This is a genomic window from Deinococcus sp. KSM4-11 (assembly GCF_004801415.1).
Taxonomy (GTDB): Bacteria; Deinococcota; Deinococci; order Deinococcales; family Deinococcaceae; genus Deinococcus.
Genome location: NZ_SSNX01000001.1, coordinates 537,938 through 557,897 on the forward strand (window position 1 = coordinate 537,938; position 19,960 = coordinate 557,897).

Below are 19,960 nucleotides of genomic sequence, written 5' to 3' on the forward strand. Positions count from 1 at the left end.
CCCAGATCTGCTCCGTCAGTCCGGCAGCGCCGCGCAGATCTGGTTGCGTCCGCTGTGCTTGGCGCGGTAGAGCTGCTCGTCGGCCACAGAGATCAGCTTCTCGTGGTTCGCGACCAGCGGTTCGCAGGCGACCCCGATCGACAGCGTGACCACTAGCCGGGGGTGGATCTGAGTCCAGTCGTACGACCGCACGAGATCCTGCACGCGCTCGCATACGCTGATGCCCTGGGCGAGCGGCGTGTTTGGGAACACGAACAGGAATTCCTCGCCCCCATACCGGCCCACCGAGTCCATGGATCGGACGGCGGCCTGGAACAGCTGCGCCACCGTCCGCAGCACCTGATCGCCCACCAAGTGAGAGAACTGATCGTTGATCTGCTTGAAATGATCGATGTCCGCCATGGCCACACTCAGGGCCCGGCGGGTGACGCGGGCCTGCGTGTACTCGTCCTGCAACAGGTTCTCGATGTGCCGGCGGTTGTACAGGCCGGTCAGGCCGTCCTCCGAGAGCTGGCGTTCCAGCAGCCGCGACTGCTCCTCGAGCATGTTCACGAGGCTGCTCTTCTCGGTGTTCGACCGCTCCAGCGCCTCGTTTGCGCTGGCGAGTTCGATGGTTCGCAGGCGGTAGATCTCCGCCTCCGATTTCGCGCGTTCCACTTCCAGCTGCGACATCATCGAGCGGGTCTTCATGGCCGCCACCTGATCGTGGATCTCGCGTTCGATCTCGTGGTGTTGGCGGTAGAAGTGGAAGGCGTCCGCGTGCTGTCCCTCGTGGGCAGCGATTTCCGAGAGCTGCTGGTAGATCAGCATTTCCAGGTCGCGCATCCCCCGTCCCTGGGCGGCTGACAGGCCATCCAGGTAATAGGCGCGGGCCTCGGCGTACTCGCCGAGCGTCTGGTGCAGGCGCCCGAGTTCGAAGCGGTTCCAGGGTTCGTTGGTCGGAAGGTCCGCCTCGACGGACTGCTCGATCGCCTCACGCAGCAGCACCTTGCCCCGTTCAGGATCGCCAAGCCTGGCGGCGGCCTTGCCGGCCGTGGCCAGCCCAAGGTTCATGACCGCGAGGTTTCCGGTCTGGCGGGCCATCGACACGGCCTCCTGGGCGGCCTGAGCGGCCAGCTCGATCTGATCCAGGTCGAAGGCGATGGTCGCCATGGTATGTAGGGCATCCTCCTGACCGTGGAGCACGCCCAGATCGCTGAACAGATCCAGGCTCTCCTGCACGAACTGCTGCGCCTGAGTCCAATCCCGGTTGCGGTAACTGAGGTTGCCCAGATTGTGCAGCAGCTGGGCTTCCCGCAGCCGATCCATATGATCGCGGGCGATCCTGAGGGCCACGCTGAGCTGATCCGTCGCCTTGGCGTAATCCTGCAGGTTGTTGTACACGGCCGCGATGAAGTTCGCGCAGTCCGCCTGGAGTCCGGGATCATCGAGCCGCACTCCGATGTCCATCCCCTGCGAGAGGTGGGCAAGGGCCTCCTCGTAATTGCCCGCATCGAAACAGTAGTACCCCTGCGTGCGGTGCGCGAGGCCCAGCACACGCTCGTCCGTGCCGTTCCGGGCGATCTCCATGGCTCGCGCCGCCAGGTCGGCTCCGACCCGGCTGTCACTGCGGCGCACCGCCCAGGCCCGGTCGATCATTTCCTTGACTTCCAGGGTCTCGGCATTGGGTGTCACCACTCGGCGAGCGGGCAGTTCAGGGCTGGTCGAAGTGGGGCCGGAGGTCGAACCGTGCGGCGCGGCCCCCCCCTGGATCAGGCGCAGTAGGTGCTCCACGATGTCCGGATCGAACTGCGATCCTGCCTGCTGGATCATCTCGTCCAGCGCGGACTGGACGGGCCACGCTTCCTTGTAGGGCCGCTCGGTGATCAGGGCATCGAACACGTCGGCCACCGCGACGATCCGGCCGCTGATGGGGATGTCGGTCGAGGCCAGTCCGCGCGGATACCCGCTGCCGTCCCAGCGTTCGTGGTGCGTCATGGCGATCTCCTCGGCCACGCGCAGGAGCCGGGATTTGCTGCCCTCCAACACCTTCGCGCCGATGACCGTGTGGAGCTTCATACGCTCGAACTCTTCGGGGGAGTAGCGGCCGCTCTTGAGCAGGATGTCGTCGCCGACGCCGATCTTGCCGATGTCATGCAGGCGCGCGGCCCAGCGCAGCAGGTCGATCTCCTCCTGCGGCAGCCCCATGGCCTCGGCCAGGGACGCGCTGAGTTCACCGACCCGGCGGGTGTGTTGCCCAGTCTTGTCGTCCCGGTACTCGGCAGCGAGGCCCAGGCGGTTCACGATCTCGATCTGCACGGCCTCGAGTTCCGCCGTGCGCAGGCGCACCGTCTCCTCGGCCTGGATCCGCGCCAGCTGGGATGCGTCGTTCAGCTGTCGGTACATCTCCGTCTCGCGCCGCGCCCGCTCGGCCTCGAACCGGGCGGTCATCGACTGGGTCTTGCGCTCGTTTTCCTCGGTGAACAGTTCGCGTTCGAGATCCCGGTACGCCCGCAGGTGCGGGTAGGCCTCCGCGAGCTTCGCCTGGGCTTCCAGCCCCTGGAACAGGCTTTCCAGGATCGAGAGCTTCGAGGCGTGAAGTTCGTGGGTCGTGGCCAGGGCGAGGGCCTCGTCCAGGGAGGCGCGGGCCACCTCGGCATGTGACCGGCGGAATTCCAGGCGGCCCAGGCTGAGCAGGGCGTTCACCCGCCCCTGCACGTCGCTGGTTTCGGTGGCCCAGTACGCGGACTGGCTGAACATGTCGTGCGCCTCGTCCAATGCTCCCTGGTCGAAGTGCACCTGCCCCACGTTGTCGTACAGGTCGATCAGGTGATGGGTCAGGTCATGATCCCGCGCCAGACCGATGGCCTGGGTGAGGATCTTCTGGGCCTGCTCGAACTGCCCGAGATCCTTGTGGGCCAGGCCGCTCATTCCCATAGCACCCAGTTCGGTTTCCAGGTCGCCGCAGCGGCGGGCCTGCTCCAGGCCGGGTACCAGGAACGACAGCGCCTGCGCAGGCTGCGCCATGGTCAGGAAGATGCGGCCGATATTCACGTTGCAGGCCGCGCGCACGTCGTCCGGGATTTCCGAGTACTGGTCGCATAGCTTCTGGCACTGGTACAGGGCCGAGAGGGCGTCTGCGTGCGCGCCCAGGTACGACCACACCATGCCGATGTTGTTCAGGCACAGGCCCTGACCCACCCGGTCACCATTGCGGGCGCGCAGTTCCACCTCGCGTTGCAGGGCATTCACGGCCACGTTGAACTGACTGCACTGCTGCGCCGCGGTGGCGAGCATGGACAGGGCCTCGACCTCCTGCGCGTCGTCCTCAAGCTCATGGGCCGTGTCGGCGTAGGCCCGGCAGGCGTCCACGAGATCCTCGCTGCTGCCCAGCTGGGCCAGTTCCCGGCAGCGCGCCGCGTGCAGGGCGAGCAGCTCGGCAGGACTGTCCGTCACGTCGGCCTGCGGGTCGTCTCCAGCCCGTGGGGACAGGCCCAGCAGCAGATCATCCATCGGTTCACCCATAGTATCGCCTGTCTGCCGAGGCTGCCCCGGGCGGTGTCTGCAGGCCTTCGAGCGCGCGCTTGAACAGCTCCGACACCGAGGCGCCGTCCTCTGGACAGACTGTGTCCGCGACCAGCAGCTCGATCCTGAAGGGAGCGCCGGTCACGAAGTCGTTCAGGGTGCCGCGCAGCCGATCCTGCCAGCCGCGCACCGCGTCCAGTCTGTTCAGCCCGGCGGGAATCCGGAGCATGGCCGCGAAGGTGGCGCCGTTCAGGCGGTAGGCCCGGTCCTCCGCACGGCGGCAGGTGTCCAGCGCCTGGGCCAGCTTCGCGATCAGGTCGTTGCCGCCCGCGTACCCCACGGTGGCATTCACGAAGCGGATGTTGGCGACCTCGACGATGGTCAGCACGAAGCCGCCGCCGTGCCGGGCCGTGTACGCGACTTCGGACGTCAGGTCGTTCAGGAACGCCTGGCGGTTGCCCAGTCCGGTGTACTCGTCGGTCAGGGCCGTCCGTTCCATGGCCTGCATGTGCAGATGCCTCGACAGGTTCAGCGCCAGCGACTGCGCGGCCGTTTCGAGCAGGGGCATGGATTCCACGGAGTGGCCGCGACCACCCGCTGGATCGAAGGCGTGGATGAGGAGAGGCTGCCCGAGCACATCGCACGACACGCTGATCCCGCCGGGCATGTCGGGGCTGATCGCGGGGCCTTCAAAGCGGGTGCCGTCGTGCCGGTAGCATGCCAGGGCGGGGCCGTCCGCGTGCGGATACCACGCGGCGCAGGCGGCGTAGCCGGTCAGGCGGGCCAGCACTGGCAGGCCCAAGCGCATCAGGTCGGGCACCGTGTGCGCCTGCTCCAGTTGTCGGGTCAGCAGATTCAACAGTTCCGCCTGCTGGATGGAGCGCAGTAGCTGCTCGGTGCGTTGCTGGACGCGTTCTTCGAGCCCGGCGTTCAGCACCCGCAGTTCCTGCTCGGCGGTGCGGCGCAGGTCGATCTCCATGTTCAGGCGCAGCGCCGGGTTGACGAGTGAGGCCACCGCCTCCAACTGCGCGTAGATGTTCACGTCCCACGACACGCCGGGTGCGCCGACCACGGCCAGCGTACCCCATACGGCGTCGGCACCAGCCAGCGGCAGCAGGGCCGCCGGCTGGTGCTCCTGGCCCCAGGCGGCTGTGTAGAGCGGCTCATGGCCTTCGAGCGGTGGCAGATCCGACCAGGGGATGCCGGTCGAACCGGCCGCGCCACGAACCAGCCACGGCATGGCCATGCGCGCGGCGCCTCCCTCGGGCCGGGTGAGCAGCGCCACTCCGCGCAGGTACAGGTTGCTCGCCAGGGTCGCCTCGACCTCCTGGAGCACGCCATCGGTGGAACTCACCCGCAGGATCCGGCGGCCCAGATCGAGCAGCATCCGGGCGTCGCTGGAGAGGTGCTGGTAGTGCGGCAGCGACTGTTGCTGCGGCGGCGCCCCCGGCCGACGGTAGCCGGCCCCGCGTACCGTCTCGATCAGGTGCTCGCCCGTCTTGCGGCGGATGCGCTTGACGTAGGCGTCGACGATCCGGTCATCTCCGCCAAAATCCAGGCCCCAGACCCGTTCCAGGATCTCCCCGCGGCTGAACAGCCGGCCGGGGTGCCGTTCGAGCAGCTCGAACAGCGCTTCCTCCTTCGCTGTCAACGAGGAGCGGGCTGGAATGTCCACGGACGCGCTCACAGGCCGGCACTCCTGGAGGGCCGACGGCGGCTCGGCGCTGTCGCTGGGAGCGGGCCGTTCACTGGGGGAGACATGCTGGGATCAGGCATCACGACGGTCCGGCGGGCAGTGGAAAGGTGGCTCCACAGCGCTGTCCGGGCCGGATCATGCGATGTGAAGTAAACCCCATGGCCCATGCTCTCAGGGGGGCGCTTACAGATTCCTCTCATCGCCTTCATCAAACCCAGGTAACTGAAACGGTGGTCTGGACAGCATTTCTATGCTTGCAGACATAAACCCGCCAGCTGACCTGTTGTTCATCCCCCGGCGGGGGCCGCGCTTCGCCACCGGGCAAGCGCGCAGGGTGGAGTGAGGCCCGCTCAGACGAGCCCGCCACGGCGACGCATCTCATCCTGAAGCGCAGGCACGGCCACGTCGCGCACCCGCCCCGCATGCCGGTGGGCCGCCCACGCTGCCGTAATCCCCGCCGCCTCGCCCATGGTGTGACAGTTCTGCTGCACGCGAATACTGGACTGCGCCTCGAACGTGCTGCTCGCCGCGCGGCCCGGCACCAGCAGGTTCGCCACGCCCACCGGCACGATGCAGCGCAACGGGATGTCATGGAACGCGTCTCTGGCGAAGTACGGTGCCGTGCCCTCGCGGTCGTGCAGCAGCCGGTCGCCGCCCCTCACGGAGTGGATGTCCACCGGGTAGTGGTTGCGGCAGATGCTGTCGGCAAACCGCGCACAGTCAAGGATGTCCTCCAGCGTGAGCGTGTACTCGCCCGTGATCCGCCGGGACTCACGGATACCCACCATCGGGGCGACGACACCGATGAAGGCCGCCTCGCAGCCCGGCAGGTACCGGCGGCAGAAGGCCGTCAGTCGGTCAATGCCCTCCCGGCCGTCCACCTGCGCGGCCGAGAGCTGCCACGGATCGGCTCCGTCGTGCAGGTCATTGCGGATGCGGGGGCAGTTGAAACTGATCTCGCCTGGGCGGCCCGGAACGCTGAACCCCTGGAAGTAATCCCCATCCCGTTCCAGCAGCACACCGTCGCTCACCGCCTGCCGGAACAGCGGCTCCAGCGTGGAGTTCTTGCCCCAGACCATCCAGAAATGCATGAACTGTGGGCTGTCCTGCCCCTGGCCCTGCCCTTGCAGGAAGGCGCACAGCCGCGCCGTATCCACCCCGGCCAGCGTGAAGCGCAGGCTCATGGCCTGATGCACGCCGTCCAGGTCGCCACCCCGCATGGGCACGCCGGCCAGGGCCGCCACGTCCGCGTCACCGGTCGCGTCGATGAACACGCGGGCACGCACCGCCTGCAACCCCCCCTTGTTGTGAACCACCAGCGCCTCGATCTGCTCCCCGTTCATGCTCGGCTGAACCACATGCGTGTGGTACAGCACCTCACCCCCGGCTTCGAGCAGCATCTGCTCCAGCACGAACTTCATGCCTTCCGGATTGGACCAGTTGTCGTTCCCGCCAGGATCGGTCGCGCCGTCTCCCCGCGCGTCCAGCCGACGCTTGAGTTCATCCGTCAGGCCCCGGTTCAGATTTTCGCCCGCCGAGACGTTCCGCATCAGGGGGGTGACCCAGCCGTTCGTGCCGGTGCCCCCCAGACTGCCCAGCGCCTCGATGACCAGCACCCGCGTGCCCGTGCGGGCCGCCGCAATGCCGGCCATGGCACCCGCCGTGCCACCCCCGGCCACGATCACGTCCCATGTCCGCTCCAGCGTGCGGTAGGGAAGGGTGTGGGCTTCAGGGAATGTCATGGATCGTCACCCCCACGCGATCCGCAATCAACTTGGCCGTGGCACGAAGGCTCCGGGTATTCAGTTCGTCTGGCGGCGTCACGTCGATGAGCTTGCCTCCGCTGTGGATCATCACCAGCCTCCACCCATACCCACGATGTCGCAGGGTCATGCCTTCGAAGGTCTGGAAAGGAACCGTCAGCGCTTCGCCCAGAGGGGCATCGGCCTTCTCGATGGTTACCACGCGGGTGGCCGTGTCCACCGTAATCCGCCCACCCCGCACGGCGCGCTGGTGCACCCCGTAGCCGACGAAACACAGCGCGATCAGCAACTCGAACGGACTGGGGGGCAGGTGCCCTTCTTTGAGGGCCACGGCCCACTGGATCACGGTGGTACCGAGGATCAGGAGCCCGGCCAGGAGCAGCACCCACCATGCCGCGCCGCCCGGTTTCATCGCCTCCAGCCGCAGCAGGGTCGGCGTGTCCTCCGTCACCACCCACCGCCGGAAATCGAGCCTCGCAGCGGCCCGGTTCACGGACTGGCCACGTCCGCTTGAACGCTGACGGTGCCATACGACGCGCCGTTCACGACGATCTCGAAGGGATCAGTGCGGGCGGGGGTGCCCGGATCGGTATAGGTGCGTTTCTCCCAGCCGATGATCGCCGGACACGCGACCTTCAGGCCGCTCTGGGTGCTGCCAATCGCCCGGAGTTGCAGGACACCAGCCCTCCGCTCGGCCTCGAAGCGCTTGAAGGACTGACAGCCGCCCACCGTGACCTCCACCAGCACGGCCAGGGGGGCAGTGGCCGCCACGCTCGCCGGGAACGCCACGCTCTTGATCTCCATGGCGTATTCGGATGGGACCGGCCCACTCTGGGTTCCGCAGCCGGTCAGGCCGAGGGCCACCGCAAGGCCCAGCGCTGCTGCCCAATCCTTCATCCCTTCACCGCGCCTTCCAGGCCCTTCATGAAGTACCGCTGCCCGAAGGCGAACACGATCAGGATCGGGATGATGGTGATAACCGCCCCCGCCATCACGGCGCGGCTGTTGGTGGAGAAGGTGCCGCTCAGTTCCAGCAGCCCGGCCGAGAGCGGCATGAGTTCCTTGTCGGGCAGCATGATCCGCGCCCACAGAAAGGAGTTCCAGTACGCCACGAACTCGAAGATCGAGAAGGCCGCGATGGTCGGCATGGCCAGCGGCAGCATGATCCGCCGCCAGATGCTCAGTTCGCTGGCCCCGTCGATCCGCGCCGCTTCAATAAGTTCCAGCGGCACGCTCAGGTAGGCCTGCCGGATCAGGAACAGGCCCACGATGCTCGCGATGCCGGGAATGACGATGGCGAGGTACTGCCGCGCGGCGTCCAGGATCGGGTTGGTCTGCTGGAGCAGGCCCAGCTTGATCACGGTGATGTAGTTGACGATCAGTCCGGACTCGTTGGGCAGTACCATCAGCGCCAGGATCGCGTAGAAGATCAGGTCGCGGCCCGGAAAGCGCATCTTCGCCAGGGGATACGCGGCGAGGGTGGCGAGCAGCACGGTCAGAGTCACGCCCAGCGTGCAGACGATCACGGAATTCAGGATTAGCCGCCAGAAGGGGACGGTCGTGCCGCTCCACATGACCGCGTAGTTCTTCAGGCTGATGGCGGCGGGCAGGATCTTGGCCTGGTAGATGTTCCCGGTGGGCTCCAGCGACGTGATCAGCGTCCAGTAGAACGGGTAGAGCATGATCAGCGCGATCACGACCAGCACGGCGTACGCGAGCGCGTTCATGAGCAGGGTGGTGCGGCGGCGGCGGGCCTTGATCTGCGCGGCGGCCGCGGCGTACGCGTCGGTCGTGGCCGGGCGGGCGGGGGAGAGGGTCACGTCAGCCATCGACCCTGCCTCCACGGGTGAGCCGGAAGTTGATCAGGCCGAAGATGATGCTGATCACCGCGATGATCAGGCCAGCGGCGGCGGCCAGGCCGTACTGGAAGTCCTGGAAGGCCTTGGAGTAGGTGTAGAACAGGGCCGAGTACGTGCTCCCGGCCGGGCCGCCCTGCGTCATGACATAGATCTCCTCGAACACCTTGATGGCGCTGATGGTCGAGAGCAGCGAGCACACCAGGATCGTCGGCCGCAGGCCCGGAATTGTGACATTCCAGAACACCTGCCAGCGCGTCGCGCCGTCGATGGTGGCGGCGTCGTCGAGTTCCTGGCTGACGTTCTGGAGCCCCGCGAGGTATAGCACCATGTAATAGCCGATGCCCTTCCAGAGGGTCACGAACATGACGGCCAGCAGGGCGGTCGCCGGGTTATTCAAGAGGCCACGGTCATCGCGCATCAGACCCACGGCGCGCAGCACGGCGTTCACCGGGCCGCCCTGCTGGTACATCCAGTTCCACATCAGGCCGGCCACGGCGAAACTCGTGATGGCCGGCACGTAGTACGCCGTGCGGAAAAACCCGACGCCCTTCAGGGGCCGGTTGACGAGCAGAGCGACCAGCATGCTCAGCACCTGGATGACCGGCACGACCAGGATGTACTTCAGCGAGTTGCGCAGCCCCGACCAGAACTGCTCGTCCTGCATCAGCGTGCGGAAGTTCTCCAGCCCCACCCACTGCGGCGGCGAGATGATGTTGTACTTCGTGAAGGCCAGGAACGTTCCGAAGAACACCGGCCAGGTGTGGAACATCACCAGCAGGATCAGGAACGGCAGCATGAAGGCGTAGGCAATCAGGGTGTTGCGCGCCGTGACGCGCGCGCCCGCGCTGCCCAGCCGGTGCTCCTCGCGGCGCGACCGGCGGTTGGGGGTGGAGGTCATGGGCGGTAGTGTACGCAGTCCAGGGTGAACCGGCGTGAAAAAGCGGGCACACGCAAAAACCCCCGCGCTGGGCGGGGGCTGATCACGGAAAGCTGAGGCGCGGCCCTCAGTGGCCGTCGCCATCCTGGGCTTCGCGCTTGCCCTCGTTATACTCGGCGTGCGCTTCGGCGTTGTGGACTTCGGCCTTCGCACGGTCTTCCAGGGCCTTGGCCTTATCCGAAACGTGCCCCGTGACGGCGTGAGACACGTCATGGGCGGCCTCACGGGCGCGATCGGCAGCCTCGTTCACCTTGGCCTTGGCGGCGTCCAGCATGTTTTCGGCGGTGCTTTTATCACTCATCAGTCGAGTCCTCCTGAAGTTGAATTCCCGGTGAGGGTGATTCCAGACTGACCGCGCCGTGCCAGGAGGGCATGAGGACTCGTTCAGGGCGTGACCATCAAGCGTCCGGTCTCCCTTGGGGGTTCCCTCATGCGCGTGGCACGCGGGCCCTGTCGGATCACGGTTGCCTCAAGGTCGCATGGACACTTGAACCCTGACGTTCACCCGATGGCGCTACAGTGTTCCCCGACATGGATAAGCACATCAAGGTGCCCGACCAGGGCGAGAAGATCAGCATGCGCAGCGGCGTCCTCACGGTACCCGACCAGCCCATCATTCCCTTTGTGGAAGGCGACGGCACCGGGGCTGACATCTGGAAGGCCAGCGTCCGTGTGCTCGACGCGGCGGTGGAAAAAGCCTACGGCGGCAAGCGCAAGATCGCCTGGATGGAGGTCTACGCCGGCGACAAGGCCAACGAGGTCTACGGTGAAGCGGTGTGGCTGCCCCAGGCGACCATCGACGCCTTCAAGGAATATCTGATCGGGATCAAGGGCCCGCTCACCACGCCGGTTGGCGGCGGCATCCGCAGCATCAACGTGGCGCTGCGCCAGGAACTCGACCTGTACGCCTGCCTGCGTCCGGTGCAGTACTTCGAAGGCGTGCCCAGCCCGGTCAAGCACCCGGAGCACGTGGATATGATCATCTTCCGCGAGAACACCGAGGACATCTACGCCGGAATCGAGTACATGGCCGGTACGCCGGACGCCGCCAAGATGCGCGACTTCCTGGTGAACGAGATGGGCGTCAAGAAGATCCGCTTCCCCGACTCCAGCTCGTTCGGCGTGAAGCCGGTCAGCAAAGAAGGCACGGAGCGGCTGGTGCGCGCTGCGATCCAGTACGCCCTCGACAATGGCCGCAAGTCGGTCACCCTGGTGCACAAGGGCAACATCATGAAGTTCACCGAGGGCGGCTTCCGCGACTGGGGATACGAGCTGGCCAAGAAGGAATTCGGCGGCGTTGAGATCGACGGCGGCCCGTGGCTGAAGCTGCCCGGCGGAATCGTCATCAAGGACGTGATCGCCGACGCCTTCTTGCAACAGATCATCCTGCGCCCCAAGGAATACGACGTGATCGCCACGTTGAACCTCAACGGCGACTACATCTCTGACGCGCTGGCCGCGCAGGTCGGCGGAATCGGCATCGCGCCGGGCGCGAACATCAACTACGTGTCGGGGACGGCCGTGTTCGAGGCCACCCACGGCACCGCGCCCAAGTACGCCGGCAAGGACGTCATCAATCCCTCGTCCGTGATCCTGTCGGGCGAGATGATGCTGCGCTACCTGGGGTGGACGGAAGCCGCTGACCTGATCCTGGCCTCCCTGAGCAAGACCATCGGCCAGAAGACCGTGACCTACGACTTTGCCCGTCTGATGGACGGCGCGAACGAGGTCGGCACGAGCACCTTCGCGGACGCGCTGATCGAGAACATGTAAGTCCAGAGCACACGGTACAGAGGGCAGGGGGCCACCGTTCGTGGTTCTCTGCCCTCCGCCTTGGCTGCTCTGCACTATTCTCCGCGCATGTCGCGCGTGATCCTGGCCCTGATCGGGGTGATTCTGCTGGCCGTGGTGGCGCTCGCGCTGCTGTGGCTCCTGGGGCAGGTGATGGCCGGCGTGGGGGCCTTCGTGGTCGGCACGGCCGGGGTGCTCTCGCGCCTGCTGTGGTTCCTGATCTTCACCGGCGTGCTGTCGGGGCTGGTGTACTTCGTGGCCAGCGCGTGGCGGCCCGCCGCGAAGACTGCAGTGCCTGCCGGCGCTCCAGCAGTCCGTCTGAACGAGGCCGCAAGCGCATTCGCCGTGCCGTCGCCCGTGGTCGGGGCTGCGCCGGTCAGCGAGCCCACGGCGTCCAGCGGAACGCCGGTTCCTGACGTTTCAGCGACCGACCCACCAGACCATCCGGCCCGGTTCACGGGCCGGGCGGACGTCTATGCCGCCGCCCGGCCCGGCTACCCGGCCGAACTGGGCACCTGGCTCGAGTCGTCCGAACTCCTGGCCGCGCCGGTCGCCGATGTCGGGGCCGGGACAGGACTGTTCACGCGGCTGCTGCTGGGCCAGGGCGCCACGGTTCGTGCGGTGGAGCCGAATGACGAGATGCGCGCCCAGCTTGAGCGGAGCCTCGCGGACGCCCTGACGGCCGGAACCCTGAGCGTTCATGCGGGAACGTCGGAGGCGACCGGATTGCCCGACGCTTCCGTGAGTCTGGTGACGGCGGCCCAGGCCGCCCACTGGTTCGACCCGGCGCGAACCGTGGTGGAGTTTCGGCGGATCCTGGCGCCGGGCGGCAGGGTGCTGCTCGTCTGGAACGACTGGCGCGCTGTTGCCCTGCCCTTCAACCGTGCGTATGGCGATACCATCCGTCCCTTTCTGGCCGCAGGAACACCGGAGGTGGCGACCCGCGTTCCCGAGGAGCGCCTGCCTGCCCTGCTGCCCGGCGGGTTCGAGCGGCAGGAGTTCACCCACGAGGTCACCCTGACCCGCGAGCGGCTGCATGCGCTGGCGGCCAGCGTCAGTTACCTGCCAGGGCCAGACTCAGCCGCGTATCCGGCCCTGACGCGGGCCCTCGATGCGGTGTTCGACGAACACGTGACAGGGGAGGGCACGGTCTCATTCGGGTACCGAACCCACGCTTTTCTGGGCTCGCTCGGCTGACAGCGGCCACCCTGGCGTGTTACGCTGAGGACAGAACGCTGCCCGGTCTGTGCCGGGTCGAAAGGAGGTTCCTGCCATGGCCACCGCTATCGACGATCCGCGCCGCACCGGCTACGCCGCCGAGGTCGTGGCGAACACCCTGCTCGACATGGCCCGCGCCGAGGATCGCGAACTGACCCAGATGCAGGTGCATAAACTGGTGTTCATCGCGCACGGATTCACGCTCGCGCTGCTGGGCCGGCCCTTGATGTACAACACCGTCCATGCGTGGAAGAACGGCCCCGTGGTGCGCAAACTCTGGCAGCACTGGGGGGAACGTGGCACCCGGCCCATCAGCGGCCCGCTGCCGGTCGCGCCGGGCGAACCGGATCTCGGCGGCGACCCCGAGGTGATGGAGGTCATCCGCTCCGTCTGGAACGCCTACGGCGGCATGGACGGCGTGGAACTGTCGCGCCTGACCCACACCAGCGGCAGCCCCTGGGCACAGGTGTACGGACAGAATGGCGACCTGATCCCGAACGAGATCACCCGCGAGTACTACACGGGACTGGCCCGCAGTGCCTGAACCGGCCGTCGACCTGCCGACCACACCTGCCGCCTCTCCTGAGCCCTCCGTCCCTCCGTCCGATCCTGTGGGGGAATCGACCTCCATCTCGCGCGTGATTCAGCTGGGGGCTGCCGCCGAGCGCCGCAACGCCGACCTGGACACCCGCACCCGCGAACTGCGGTACCGGGAGCGGGTCGATCAGCGGGTGCTGCGGCTCCTGATCGGCCTGAGCGTCTTCGGCGTGTCCGTCCTGTGGCTGGTCGCGGACGTGACCCTGACCCTCGCGCAGGGCTTTGGCGTGCTGTTCGGGCAGACCTTCAAACTCGACCCGACCATCATCATCGCGTTCCTCACCACCAGCACCGCCACGGTCATTGGTCTGTTCCTGGTCTTCCTGCGCTGGCTGTACCCCAGCGGGCCGGAGAAAGAGTAGGGGAGGGCGGCAGGAGCGTGGGGCCTCTGGGACAGCGCTGGAGGATGTGGAGGAGACGGGCGAAGCCGCTGGGTGAACCGGCATGACGGATTCGGCCGCTCCTGACCCGATATCCGGTGGGGTTATGACGGAATTCAGCCGAATCTGGCTGGGGCATGCTTTCGCGCACGTAACCCGCGCTCCAGTCGTCCTGCTCGCCTCTGGTACACTGCGTGGCTGTGACGCGCGCGGCCTCTCCCTGACACTGGAGTCCACGGGCGCATTCCCGGAGGACTTTTGAGTTACTGGCGCAACACCATCAAACCCCTGCTGGACGCCGAAACCGGCACCATGTTCAAGCACGCCCCGATCCGCGTGACCCTGGCCTTCCCGAACCGCTACTCGGTCGGCATGGCCTCGCTGGGCTATCAGGTCATCTACCGCATGTTCAACAACGAGGAGGGCGTCGCCTGTGAGCGCACCTTCCTGCCGGACGACGTGGACGCCTTCGAGAAGACCGGTCAGCCCCTGCCGACCGTCGAGACCGGCCGGGAAGCCGGGGACTGCGAACTGTTCGCGCTGAGCGTGTCCTTCGAACTCGACCTGACGAACATCATCCGCACGCTGGACGTGGCGGGCATCCGTCCGCTGCGTGAGGAACGCGACGACACGGACGCCGTCGTGATGATCGGCGGACCGTTCACCAGCAGCAATCCCTACCCGCTCACGCCCTTCGCGGACGTGATCGTGATCGGCGACGGCGAGCAGATCGTGCCGGTGGTGTCCGAGGCGCTGCGTGAGGCGACGTCGCGCGAGGATTTCTACGACCTGATCGACGGAATGCCCGGCATCTTCCTCCCGGCCCGGCACTCGCACGAGCCCACATGGGCGACCGCGCCGAAGGAACTGCTGCCGGCGTACTCGCAGATCGTCACGCCGCATTCGGAACTCAGCAACATGTTCCTGGTCGAAGCGCAGCGCGGCTGTCCCCGCCCGTGTACGTTCTGCCTGGCGCGTACCATGTACGGCCCCAACCGCAACAACCAGGCACAGGAACTGCTGGACACCATCCCGGACTGGGTGGAGAAGGTCGGACTGGTGGGCGCGGCGCTCTCGGACTTCCCGCACACGAAGTACGTGGGCCGCACCCTGACCGACCGGGGCATCAAGCTCGGGGTGAGCAGCATCCGGGCCGATACGGTGGACACGGAACTCGCGGAAATCCTCAAGGCGGGCGGCCTGCGGACGTTCACGGTCGCCTCAGACGCGCCGAGCGAACGCCTGCGCCGCTGGCTGAAGAAGGGCATCACCACCGAGGACCTCATCAAGACGGCGCACATCAGCCGCGACCTGGGGTTCAAGGGCATCAAGGTCTACATGATGATCGGCCTGGGGCCCGAGAACGACGACGACATCAGCGAACTGATCTCGTTCACGAAGGAACTCGCGGGCATCAACCGGATTGCGCTGGGCATCAGTCCCTTCGTGCCCAAACGGCACACGCCGCACTTCGCCGATCCCTTCGCGGGCGTGCAGACCATCGAGAAGCGCATGAAGCGCATCCAGAAGGAGCTGCGCACCACCGCCGAACTGCGCAACGTGTCGGCCAAGTGGGCGTGGGTGGAGTCCGTGATCGCGCGCGGCGGCCCCGAGGTGGGCATGGCTGCCCACCAGATCTACCGGAACGAGAGCATCGGCGCGTGGAAGAAGGCCCTGGACGAGGTCGGCTGGCACGACGAATTCGAGACGAATTCACCGGTCATCGACCTGCCGCCCGGCCAGTACGAGGCGAAAGACGTGTCGGCACACGCGCAGGGTCTGGCCGTTTAGTCGTCCAGCCACGGAAAGCTGTCCGGGTCGCGTCTTGACCGCTCGTCGAGCTGCGCGTCCTCGTAGGCGTGAATCCTGTCCAGGAAGGGAAAATCGTCGGGCCGCACTTCCACGCGGAACACAGGCTTCACTGCGTCCAGACTGGCGCAGTGGTGGGAGGTATAGGTGACACCGAACGCTTCACCGCCGGGTTCGCACTCGAAGACGTGCCCGGGCAGCAGGTAAACCCAGCCGGTGCGGAAAGCCCGATGCTCGACTGCATGACGACTCGCGCCGAAGAAGTAGAGCGGAAGGGCCTGACCGTCGACGTGGGCGGTGACGGCTGCATTCACCACCCGCATCGGTACGGCGGGCCGGTTCATGATGGCGAAGAACATCGCCCAGATGCCGTCTGACGAAGCGTAGACGGCCTGACGGTTGCCGAAGTCGCCCACGTCGTTCGACTGGCGCGGTTCGAAGACGGTGATCTCGCCGCTGCCCGTGCCGTGCGCCATGTATCCGCGCCGGTCGCACAGCCAGCACAGAAGGACCCACACGGGAACGGTGTCCGGGCGGTGAACCAGCCCGGAGGCGAGACCAGCCTGTTCTAGATCCTCCAGGGTCTCCCGGTGTGCGTCGACGTCGAACGGGGGCCGGGTCAGCCAGAAGGAAGGCAGTGGCATGTGCTGGTTATAGGCCAAGCGCTCCGTGCAAGGGGATGCGCCGCCATCGTCTGCCGGTTCCGCCATTCCGCCCGGACAACACGCACCTGCACCAACCAGAAACCGCCCTACGTGGGGCGTTTTCGGGAACATTGTTACGCCCGTGATGAAATTGACTGCCCGTATTCTGTACACTACGGCATGACCGAGCCGCATCCCGTTCTGCCCGGCGTGCGCGGGAGGGGCGCGGCCTTCAACGTTCCAGTGCGCTTCGAGCGTCTTTCCTACGATCCGCATGACACCACCGAGGAGGGTTTCGAGCGGCGTGAGTACGCACCCCGCACGCAGTTCTACCGCGACCACGCGCGCACCATCATCGCCACGAACACCTCGCCGGACATTCCCTACCGGGCCAGCATCAATCCATACCGGGGTTGCGAGCACGGCTGCACGTACTGCTACGCGCGGCCCACCCACGAGTTTCTGGGCCTCAGCGCGGGCCTGGACTTCGAATCGAAGATCATGGTGAAGCTCGACGCCGCCACGCTGCTCCGGCGCGAACTGTCCGCACGGAAGTGGAGGCCGCAGGTGATCGCCATGAGCGGCGTGACTGACATCTACCAGCCGGCCGAACGCCACTACCGCCTGACCCGCGCGTGCCTGGAGGTGCTGCTGGACTATCGCAACCCGGTGGCACTGATCACCAAGAACGCGCTGATAACCCGCGACCTCGACCTGCTAGGAGAACTCGCCCGGCGGCACCTCGTCCGGGTCGCGCTGAGCATCACCACGCTCGACGAGGAGCTTCTCCGGAGCATGGAGCCCCGCACCAGCACGGCCCAGGCGCGCCTGGACGCCGTGGCCCGCCTCACCGACGCCGGGGTGCCGGTCAGCGTGATGGTCGGCCCCGTGATTCCCGGTCTGAACGACGACGAGCTGCCGCGTATCATCCGAGCAGCGGCCCGTGCGGGCGCGGTGAATGCCGGCTATAACGTCGTGCACTTTCCAGGTGTGACGGCCGACCTGTTCCTGGACTGGCTGGAGCGTGAACAGCCGGAACGCCGCGCCCGCGTGGAGGCCCTGATCCGCGAGGTGCGGGGCGGGGAGCTGAACGACCCGCGGTTCGGGCAGCGCATGACCGGTACCGGGCCGTACGCCGAGGGAATGCGCGCCCTGTTCCGGGCGGCCCTGCGTCAGGCGGGATTGCCCAGGCCGGGCGCGGCCCTCGACACGTCACGCTTCCGGGTGCCCAGCGCGATGCCCTCGTTGTTCGGAGAGCTGGACTGACCTTTCGAATGGCATGTCCAGCGGCGTCAATTCCAGTCAAGCTCACGCCGCCACGGCCCTGAACGCGCAGAATGCGACCTATGAGTGACCCAGCGCACCGCCCGCAGACCATGGCGGAGAAAATCCTGTCGCAGCGCGGCGACCACGTGGTGTACGCCGGTGACCTCGCGGTGGTCGAGGTCGATCAGGTCATGGTCGTGGATTCCATCGCCCAGAGTTTCATCGAGCGCATGCAGCGCGATCTGGACGCCACCCCGAAGTTCCCGGAGCGCGTCAGCATCGTGATCGACCACGTCGCGCCCGCCAGCACCGTCAGCGTGGCCCAGGCCCAGAAGGAAGCGCGCGAATATGCGGCACAGACGGGCGTCCGCCTGTTCGACGTCGGGCGAGGCATCTGCCACCAGGTGCTGATGGAAGAGGGCCTCGCCCGGCCCGGCTGGATCGTGCTGGGCAGCGACAGCCACTCCACCACCTACGGCGCGGTGGCGGCCTTCGGCACCGGCATGGGCGCGACCGACATCGCCCTGGCCGCCGCGAGTGGCAAGACGTGGCTGAAGGTGCCCGAGAGCGTCAAGGTGACGTTCACGGGCACTCTGCGCCCCGATGTGGCCGCGAAAGACGTCGCGCTGGAGATGATCGGTCGCCTCGGCGCCGACGGAGCCACCTACCAGAGCATCGAGATGCACCCCGGTGACCGCTTCACGCGCGGCGAGCGCATGACCCTCGCCAACCTGTGCGTGGAGGCGGGCGCAAAGGCCGGTCTGGTCGTGCCCGGTGGCGAGATCCTCACGGAGTACGGCTACGACGTGCCCGAGTGGATCTACCCGGACGAGGGTGCCACCTACGTCCGGGCCATCGAGATCGACCTCTCCGCCCTGCACCCCCGGATGTCGGCCCCGAACGAGGTGGACAACGTCTACAACGTGGCCGAGTTGCGCGACCAGCTGCGGGACACGCCCGTGGATCAGGTGTTCATCGGAACCTGCACGAACGGGCGCATCGAGGACCTGCACGCGGCTGCTGACGTCCTGCGGGGGCAGCGGGTCGCGGCGGGGACGCGCCTGCTGGTCATTCCGGCCAGCAGCGAGGTCATGGAGCAGGCCATGGCCGACGGTACCCTCCTGACCCTCCAGCGGGCCGGGGCCGTGCTGGGCACGCCGGGGTGCGGGCCGTGCATGGGCCGCCACCAGGGCGTGCTCGCGCCCGGCGAGGTCTGTGTGAGCACCAGCAACCGCAACTTCATCGGCCGCATGGGTGACAAGGACGCGAAGATCTATCTGGCGAGCCCGGCGGTGGCGGCGGCCACGGCAGTGATGGGTCGCGTGGCGCTGCCCCAGGATGTGCCGGCCGTCGGGGTGGCGGCGTCGGCAGGAGGGCGCTGATGCCCAGAATCTGGAAGTTCGGCGATTCGGTCAACACCGACGACATCCTGCCTGGCAAGTTCGCGCCGTTCATGGCGGGTGAAGACGTGTTCCAGACCTTCGCGTTCCACTACATCCGTCCGGAGTTCGCCTCACAAGTGCGGCCAGGGGATGTCCTGATCGGTGGTCGGAACTGGGGCCTGGGCTCCAGCCGCGAGTACGCGCCGGTGGCCCTGAAGAAACTCCAGATCGGTGGGATCGTGGCCCCCACGTTCGCGCGCATCCATTACCGCAACCTGCTGAACCTGGGTATTCCGGCCTTTGAGTTCGACCTGACCGGGCTGCTGGATGATGGCGACGAAGTGTCGCTGGACGTGAACACTGGCGTGCTGACGTCTGCGGGCGGCACGGTGCAGTTGCCGCCTCCGCCGGAGTTTCTGCGCGAGGCCCTCGCCGAGGGAAGCATCCTGGCCTTCTTCAAGAAGCACGGCCGCTTTCCCGGCGAGCCCGCTCCCTGATGTGGCCCAGCCCCTAAACTGAGGGCATGGCGACGCTGGAAGTGGAATGCCCCGTGTGCTTCGAGGTGCTGGAGCTGAGCGAGGACGACCGGGCCGGGTTGCAGGTGGGCGACGTGATCGTCTGCGATTCCTGCAATGCCGAGATGGAAGTGACCCGCAACGGAGGCGGCGAGGACTTCGAACTGGAACTGATGGGGGTGCTGACCACCTGCCCGAACTGCGGGGAGGAGTTCGAGGTGACCGAGGAGATGGTGGCGGCGGCGCCGGTGGCCACGGGGGCCGATGGCGTGGAGGTGAGTATCGTGCCCTGCCCGCACTGTCAGGCCCGGATTGAGCTGGAGTTTGCGGCCGATGGTGAATCTGCTGTCTAGCTGATTTCACGCGATAAAGTTCAGAGCCGTTAACCTGTCAAACGCAAGGAGTAATCATGTCTGTCATTCAATTTGAAAACCCTGATACCGGCGCGACCATCGAACTGACCAACCCTGAACTCGGCGAACTCGTCATCGACGACGAGACGGGCGTGGAGTACGAGGTCGTGTCCGTCGATCCGCCCCGCCTGGAAGCCGCGCCCAACGAAGCGGAGGACTGGGGCGAGTAAGCCCCCGGCCTTCAGC

Annotated in this window: 19 protein-coding genes; 10 read left to right on the forward strand and 9 right to left on the reverse strand. The window is 66.8% G+C overall.

Features of this window, described 5'->3' with window-relative positions; genetic code table 11:
- Window positions 1-15: 15 nt before the first annotated feature.
- From E7T09_RS02655 to E7T09_RS02690, 8 genes are all read right to left on the reverse strand, one after another.
- On the reverse strand, window positions 16-3,492 hold the full coding sequence (locus E7T09_RS02655; protein ID WP_168734662.1) for a diguanylate cyclase: 3,477 nt from the start codon (window positions 3,490-3,492) through the stop codon (window positions 16-18).
- A 4-nt stretch (window positions 3,493-3,496) separates the two neighbouring features.
- Entirely contained in the window at window positions 3,497-5,191 is a 1,695-nt protein-coding gene (locus E7T09_RS02660; protein WP_136387577.1) for a winged helix-turn-helix domain-containing protein, read from the reverse strand.
- A 359-nt stretch (window positions 5,192-5,550) separates the two neighbouring features.
- Complete coding sequence (locus E7T09_RS02665; RefSeq protein WP_136387578.1) at window positions 5,551-6,942, reverse strand: FAD-dependent oxidoreductase; 1,392 nt, start codon at window positions 6,940-6,942, stop codon at window positions 5,551-5,553.
- On the reverse strand, window positions 6,929-7,414 hold the full coding sequence (locus tag E7T09_RS02670; protein WP_136387579.1) for a hypothetical protein: 486 nt from the start codon (window positions 7,412-7,414) through the stop codon (window positions 6,929-6,931). The genes E7T09_RS02665 and E7T09_RS02670 overlap by 14 nt, the downstream gene beginning before the upstream one ends.
- 38 nt (window positions 7,415-7,452) lie before the next feature.
- Window positions 7,453-7,860: a hypothetical protein gene (locus E7T09_RS02675; protein WP_136387580.1), complete on the reverse strand. Its 408-nt coding sequence runs from the start codon at window positions 7,858-7,860 to the stop codon at window positions 7,453-7,455.
- Complete coding sequence (locus tag E7T09_RS02680; protein ID WP_136387581.1) at window positions 7,857-8,792, reverse strand: carbohydrate ABC transporter permease; 936 nt, start codon at window positions 8,790-8,792, stop codon at window positions 7,857-7,859. Before E7T09_RS02680 ends, E7T09_RS02675 begins: the two co-directional genes overlap by 4 nt.
- The gene (locus tag E7T09_RS02685; RefSeq protein ID WP_136387582.1) at window positions 8,785-9,720 is read right to left on the reverse strand and encodes a carbohydrate ABC transporter permease; all 936 of its coding nucleotides are present in this window, start codon (window positions 9,718-9,720) and stop codon (window positions 8,785-8,787) included. Before E7T09_RS02685 ends, E7T09_RS02680 begins: the two co-directional genes overlap by 8 nt.
- A gap of 106 nt (window positions 9,721-9,826) precedes the next feature.
- Window positions 9,827-10,060 (reverse strand): hypothetical protein, encoded by a 234-nt coding sequence (locus E7T09_RS02690; RefSeq protein WP_136387583.1) that lies wholly within the window; start codon window positions 10,058-10,060, stop codon window positions 9,827-9,829.
- Window positions 10,061-10,290: 230 nt separating this feature from the next.
- Here E7T09_RS02690 and icd point away from each other — a divergent pair, with 230 nt between their 5' ends.
- The 5 genes from icd to E7T09_RS02715 all read left to right on the forward strand — a co-directional run bounded on the left by icd (window position 10,291) and on the right by E7T09_RS02715 (window position 15,536).
- Entirely contained in the window at window positions 10,291-11,532 is a 1,242-nt protein-coding gene (gene icd / locus E7T09_RS02695; protein ID WP_136387584.1) for an NADP-dependent isocitrate dehydrogenase, read from the forward strand.
- Between the two features lie 87 nt (window positions 11,533-11,619).
- Complete coding sequence (locus tag E7T09_RS02700) at window positions 11,620-12,747, forward strand: class I SAM-dependent methyltransferase (RefSeq protein ID WP_240741578.1); 1,128 nt, start codon at window positions 11,620-11,622, stop codon at window positions 12,745-12,747.
- Window positions 12,748-12,823: 76 nt separating this feature from the next.
- Complete coding sequence (locus E7T09_RS02705) at window positions 12,824-13,312, forward strand: Panacea domain-containing protein (RefSeq protein ID WP_136387585.1); 489 nt, start codon at window positions 12,824-12,826, stop codon at window positions 13,310-13,312.
- Window positions 13,305-13,727: a hypothetical protein gene (locus tag E7T09_RS02710; RefSeq protein WP_240741579.1), complete on the forward strand. Its 423-nt coding sequence runs from the start codon at window positions 13,305-13,307 to the stop codon at window positions 13,725-13,727. Before E7T09_RS02705 ends, E7T09_RS02710 begins: the two co-directional genes overlap by 8 nt.
- Before the next feature lie 276 nt (window positions 13,728-14,003).
- Window positions 14,004-15,536: a radical SAM protein gene (locus E7T09_RS02715; protein WP_136387586.1), complete on the forward strand. Its 1,533-nt coding sequence runs from the start codon at window positions 14,004-14,006 to the stop codon at window positions 15,534-15,536.
- Here the strand turns inward: E7T09_RS02715 and E7T09_RS02720 are convergent.
- Window positions 15,533-16,216 carry a hypothetical protein gene (locus E7T09_RS02720; protein WP_136387587.1) on the reverse strand — a complete coding sequence of 228 codons (684 nt, stop codon included), beginning with the start codon at window positions 16,214-16,216 and terminating at the stop codon, window positions 15,533-15,535. The genes E7T09_RS02715 and E7T09_RS02720 overlap by 4 nt on opposite strands.
- A 162-nt stretch (window positions 16,217-16,378) precedes the next feature.
- Here E7T09_RS02720 and E7T09_RS02725 point away from each other — a divergent pair, with 162 nt between their 5' ends.
- From E7T09_RS02725 to lysW, 5 genes are all read left to right on the forward strand, one after another.
- Window positions 16,379-17,464, forward strand: coding sequence for a PA0069 family radical SAM protein (locus E7T09_RS02725; protein WP_136387588.1), 1,086 nt, complete (start codon window positions 16,379-16,381; stop codon window positions 17,462-17,464).
- 80 nt (window positions 17,465-17,544) lie between these two features.
- Window positions 17,545-18,846: a homoaconitate hydratase family protein gene (locus E7T09_RS02730; RefSeq protein WP_168734663.1), complete on the forward strand. Its 1,302-nt coding sequence runs from the start codon at window positions 17,545-17,547 to the stop codon at window positions 18,844-18,846.
- Entirely contained in the window at window positions 18,846-19,343 is a 498-nt protein-coding gene (locus E7T09_RS02735) for a homoaconitate hydratase (protein WP_136387590.1), read from the forward strand. Before E7T09_RS02730 ends, E7T09_RS02735 begins: the two co-directional genes overlap by 1 nt.
- A gap of 26 nt (window positions 19,344-19,369) precedes the next feature.
- Entirely contained in the window at window positions 19,370-19,714 is a 345-nt protein-coding gene (locus tag E7T09_RS02740) for a hypothetical protein (RefSeq protein ID WP_168734664.1), read from the forward strand.
- A 56-nt stretch (window positions 19,715-19,770) separates the two neighbouring features.
- Window positions 19,771-19,944: a lysine biosynthesis protein LysW gene (lysW, locus tag E7T09_RS02745; RefSeq protein WP_136387591.1), complete on the forward strand. Its 174-nt coding sequence runs from the start codon at window positions 19,771-19,773 to the stop codon at window positions 19,942-19,944.
- The last annotated feature ends 16 nt before the right edge of the window (window positions 19,945-19,960 follow it).

Bases quoted from the DNA above. Each gene is read 5' to 3' on its own strand.
- E7T09_RS02655 (WP_168734662.1), bottom strand. From the start codon at position 3,492: ATGGATGATCTGCTGCTGGGCCTGTCCCCACGGGCTGGAGACGACCCG.
- E7T09_RS02665 (WP_136387578.1), bottom strand. From the start codon at position 6,942: ATGACATTCCCTGAAGCCCACACCCTTCCCTACCGCACGCTGGAGCGG.
- E7T09_RS02675 (WP_136387580.1), bottom strand. From the start codon at position 7,860: ATGAAGGATTGGGCAGCAGCGCTGGGCCTTGCGGTGGCCCTCGGCCTG.
- E7T09_RS02680 (WP_136387581.1), bottom strand. From the start codon at position 8,792: ATGGCTGACGTGACCCTCTCCCCCGCCCGCCCGGCCACGACCGACGCG.
- E7T09_RS02685 (WP_136387582.1), bottom strand. From the start codon at position 9,720: ATGACCTCCACCCCCAACCGCCGGTCGCGCCGCGAGGAGCACCGGCTG.
- E7T09_RS02690 (WP_136387583.1), bottom strand. From the start codon at position 10,060: ATGAGTGATAAAAGCACCGCCGAAAACATGCTGGACGCCGCCAAGGCC.
- icd (WP_136387584.1), top strand. From the start codon at position 10,291: ATGGATAAGCACATCAAGGTGCCCGACCAGGGCGAGAAGATCAGCATG.
- E7T09_RS02700 (WP_240741578.1), top strand. From the start codon at position 11,620: ATGTCGCGCGTGATCCTGGCCCTGATCGGGGTGATTCTGCTGGCCGTG.
- E7T09_RS02705 (WP_136387585.1), top strand. From the start codon at position 12,824: ATGGCCACCGCTATCGACGATCCGCGCCGCACCGGCTACGCCGCCGAG.
- E7T09_RS02725 (WP_136387588.1), top strand. From the start codon at position 16,379: ATGACCGAGCCGCATCCCGTTCTGCCCGGCGTGCGCGGGAGGGGCGCG.
- E7T09_RS02730 (WP_168734663.1), top strand. From the start codon at position 17,545: ATGAGTGACCCAGCGCACCGCCCGCAGACCATGGCGGAGAAAATCCTG.
- E7T09_RS02735 (WP_136387590.1), top strand. From the start codon at position 18,846: ATGCCCAGAATCTGGAAGTTCGGCGATTCGGTCAACACCGACGACATC.
- E7T09_RS02740 (WP_168734664.1), top strand. From the start codon at position 19,370: ATGGCGACGCTGGAAGTGGAATGCCCCGTGTGCTTCGAGGTGCTGGAG.
- lysW (WP_136387591.1), top strand. From the start codon at position 19,771: ATGTCTGTCATTCAATTTGAAAACCCTGATACCGGCGCGACCATCGAA.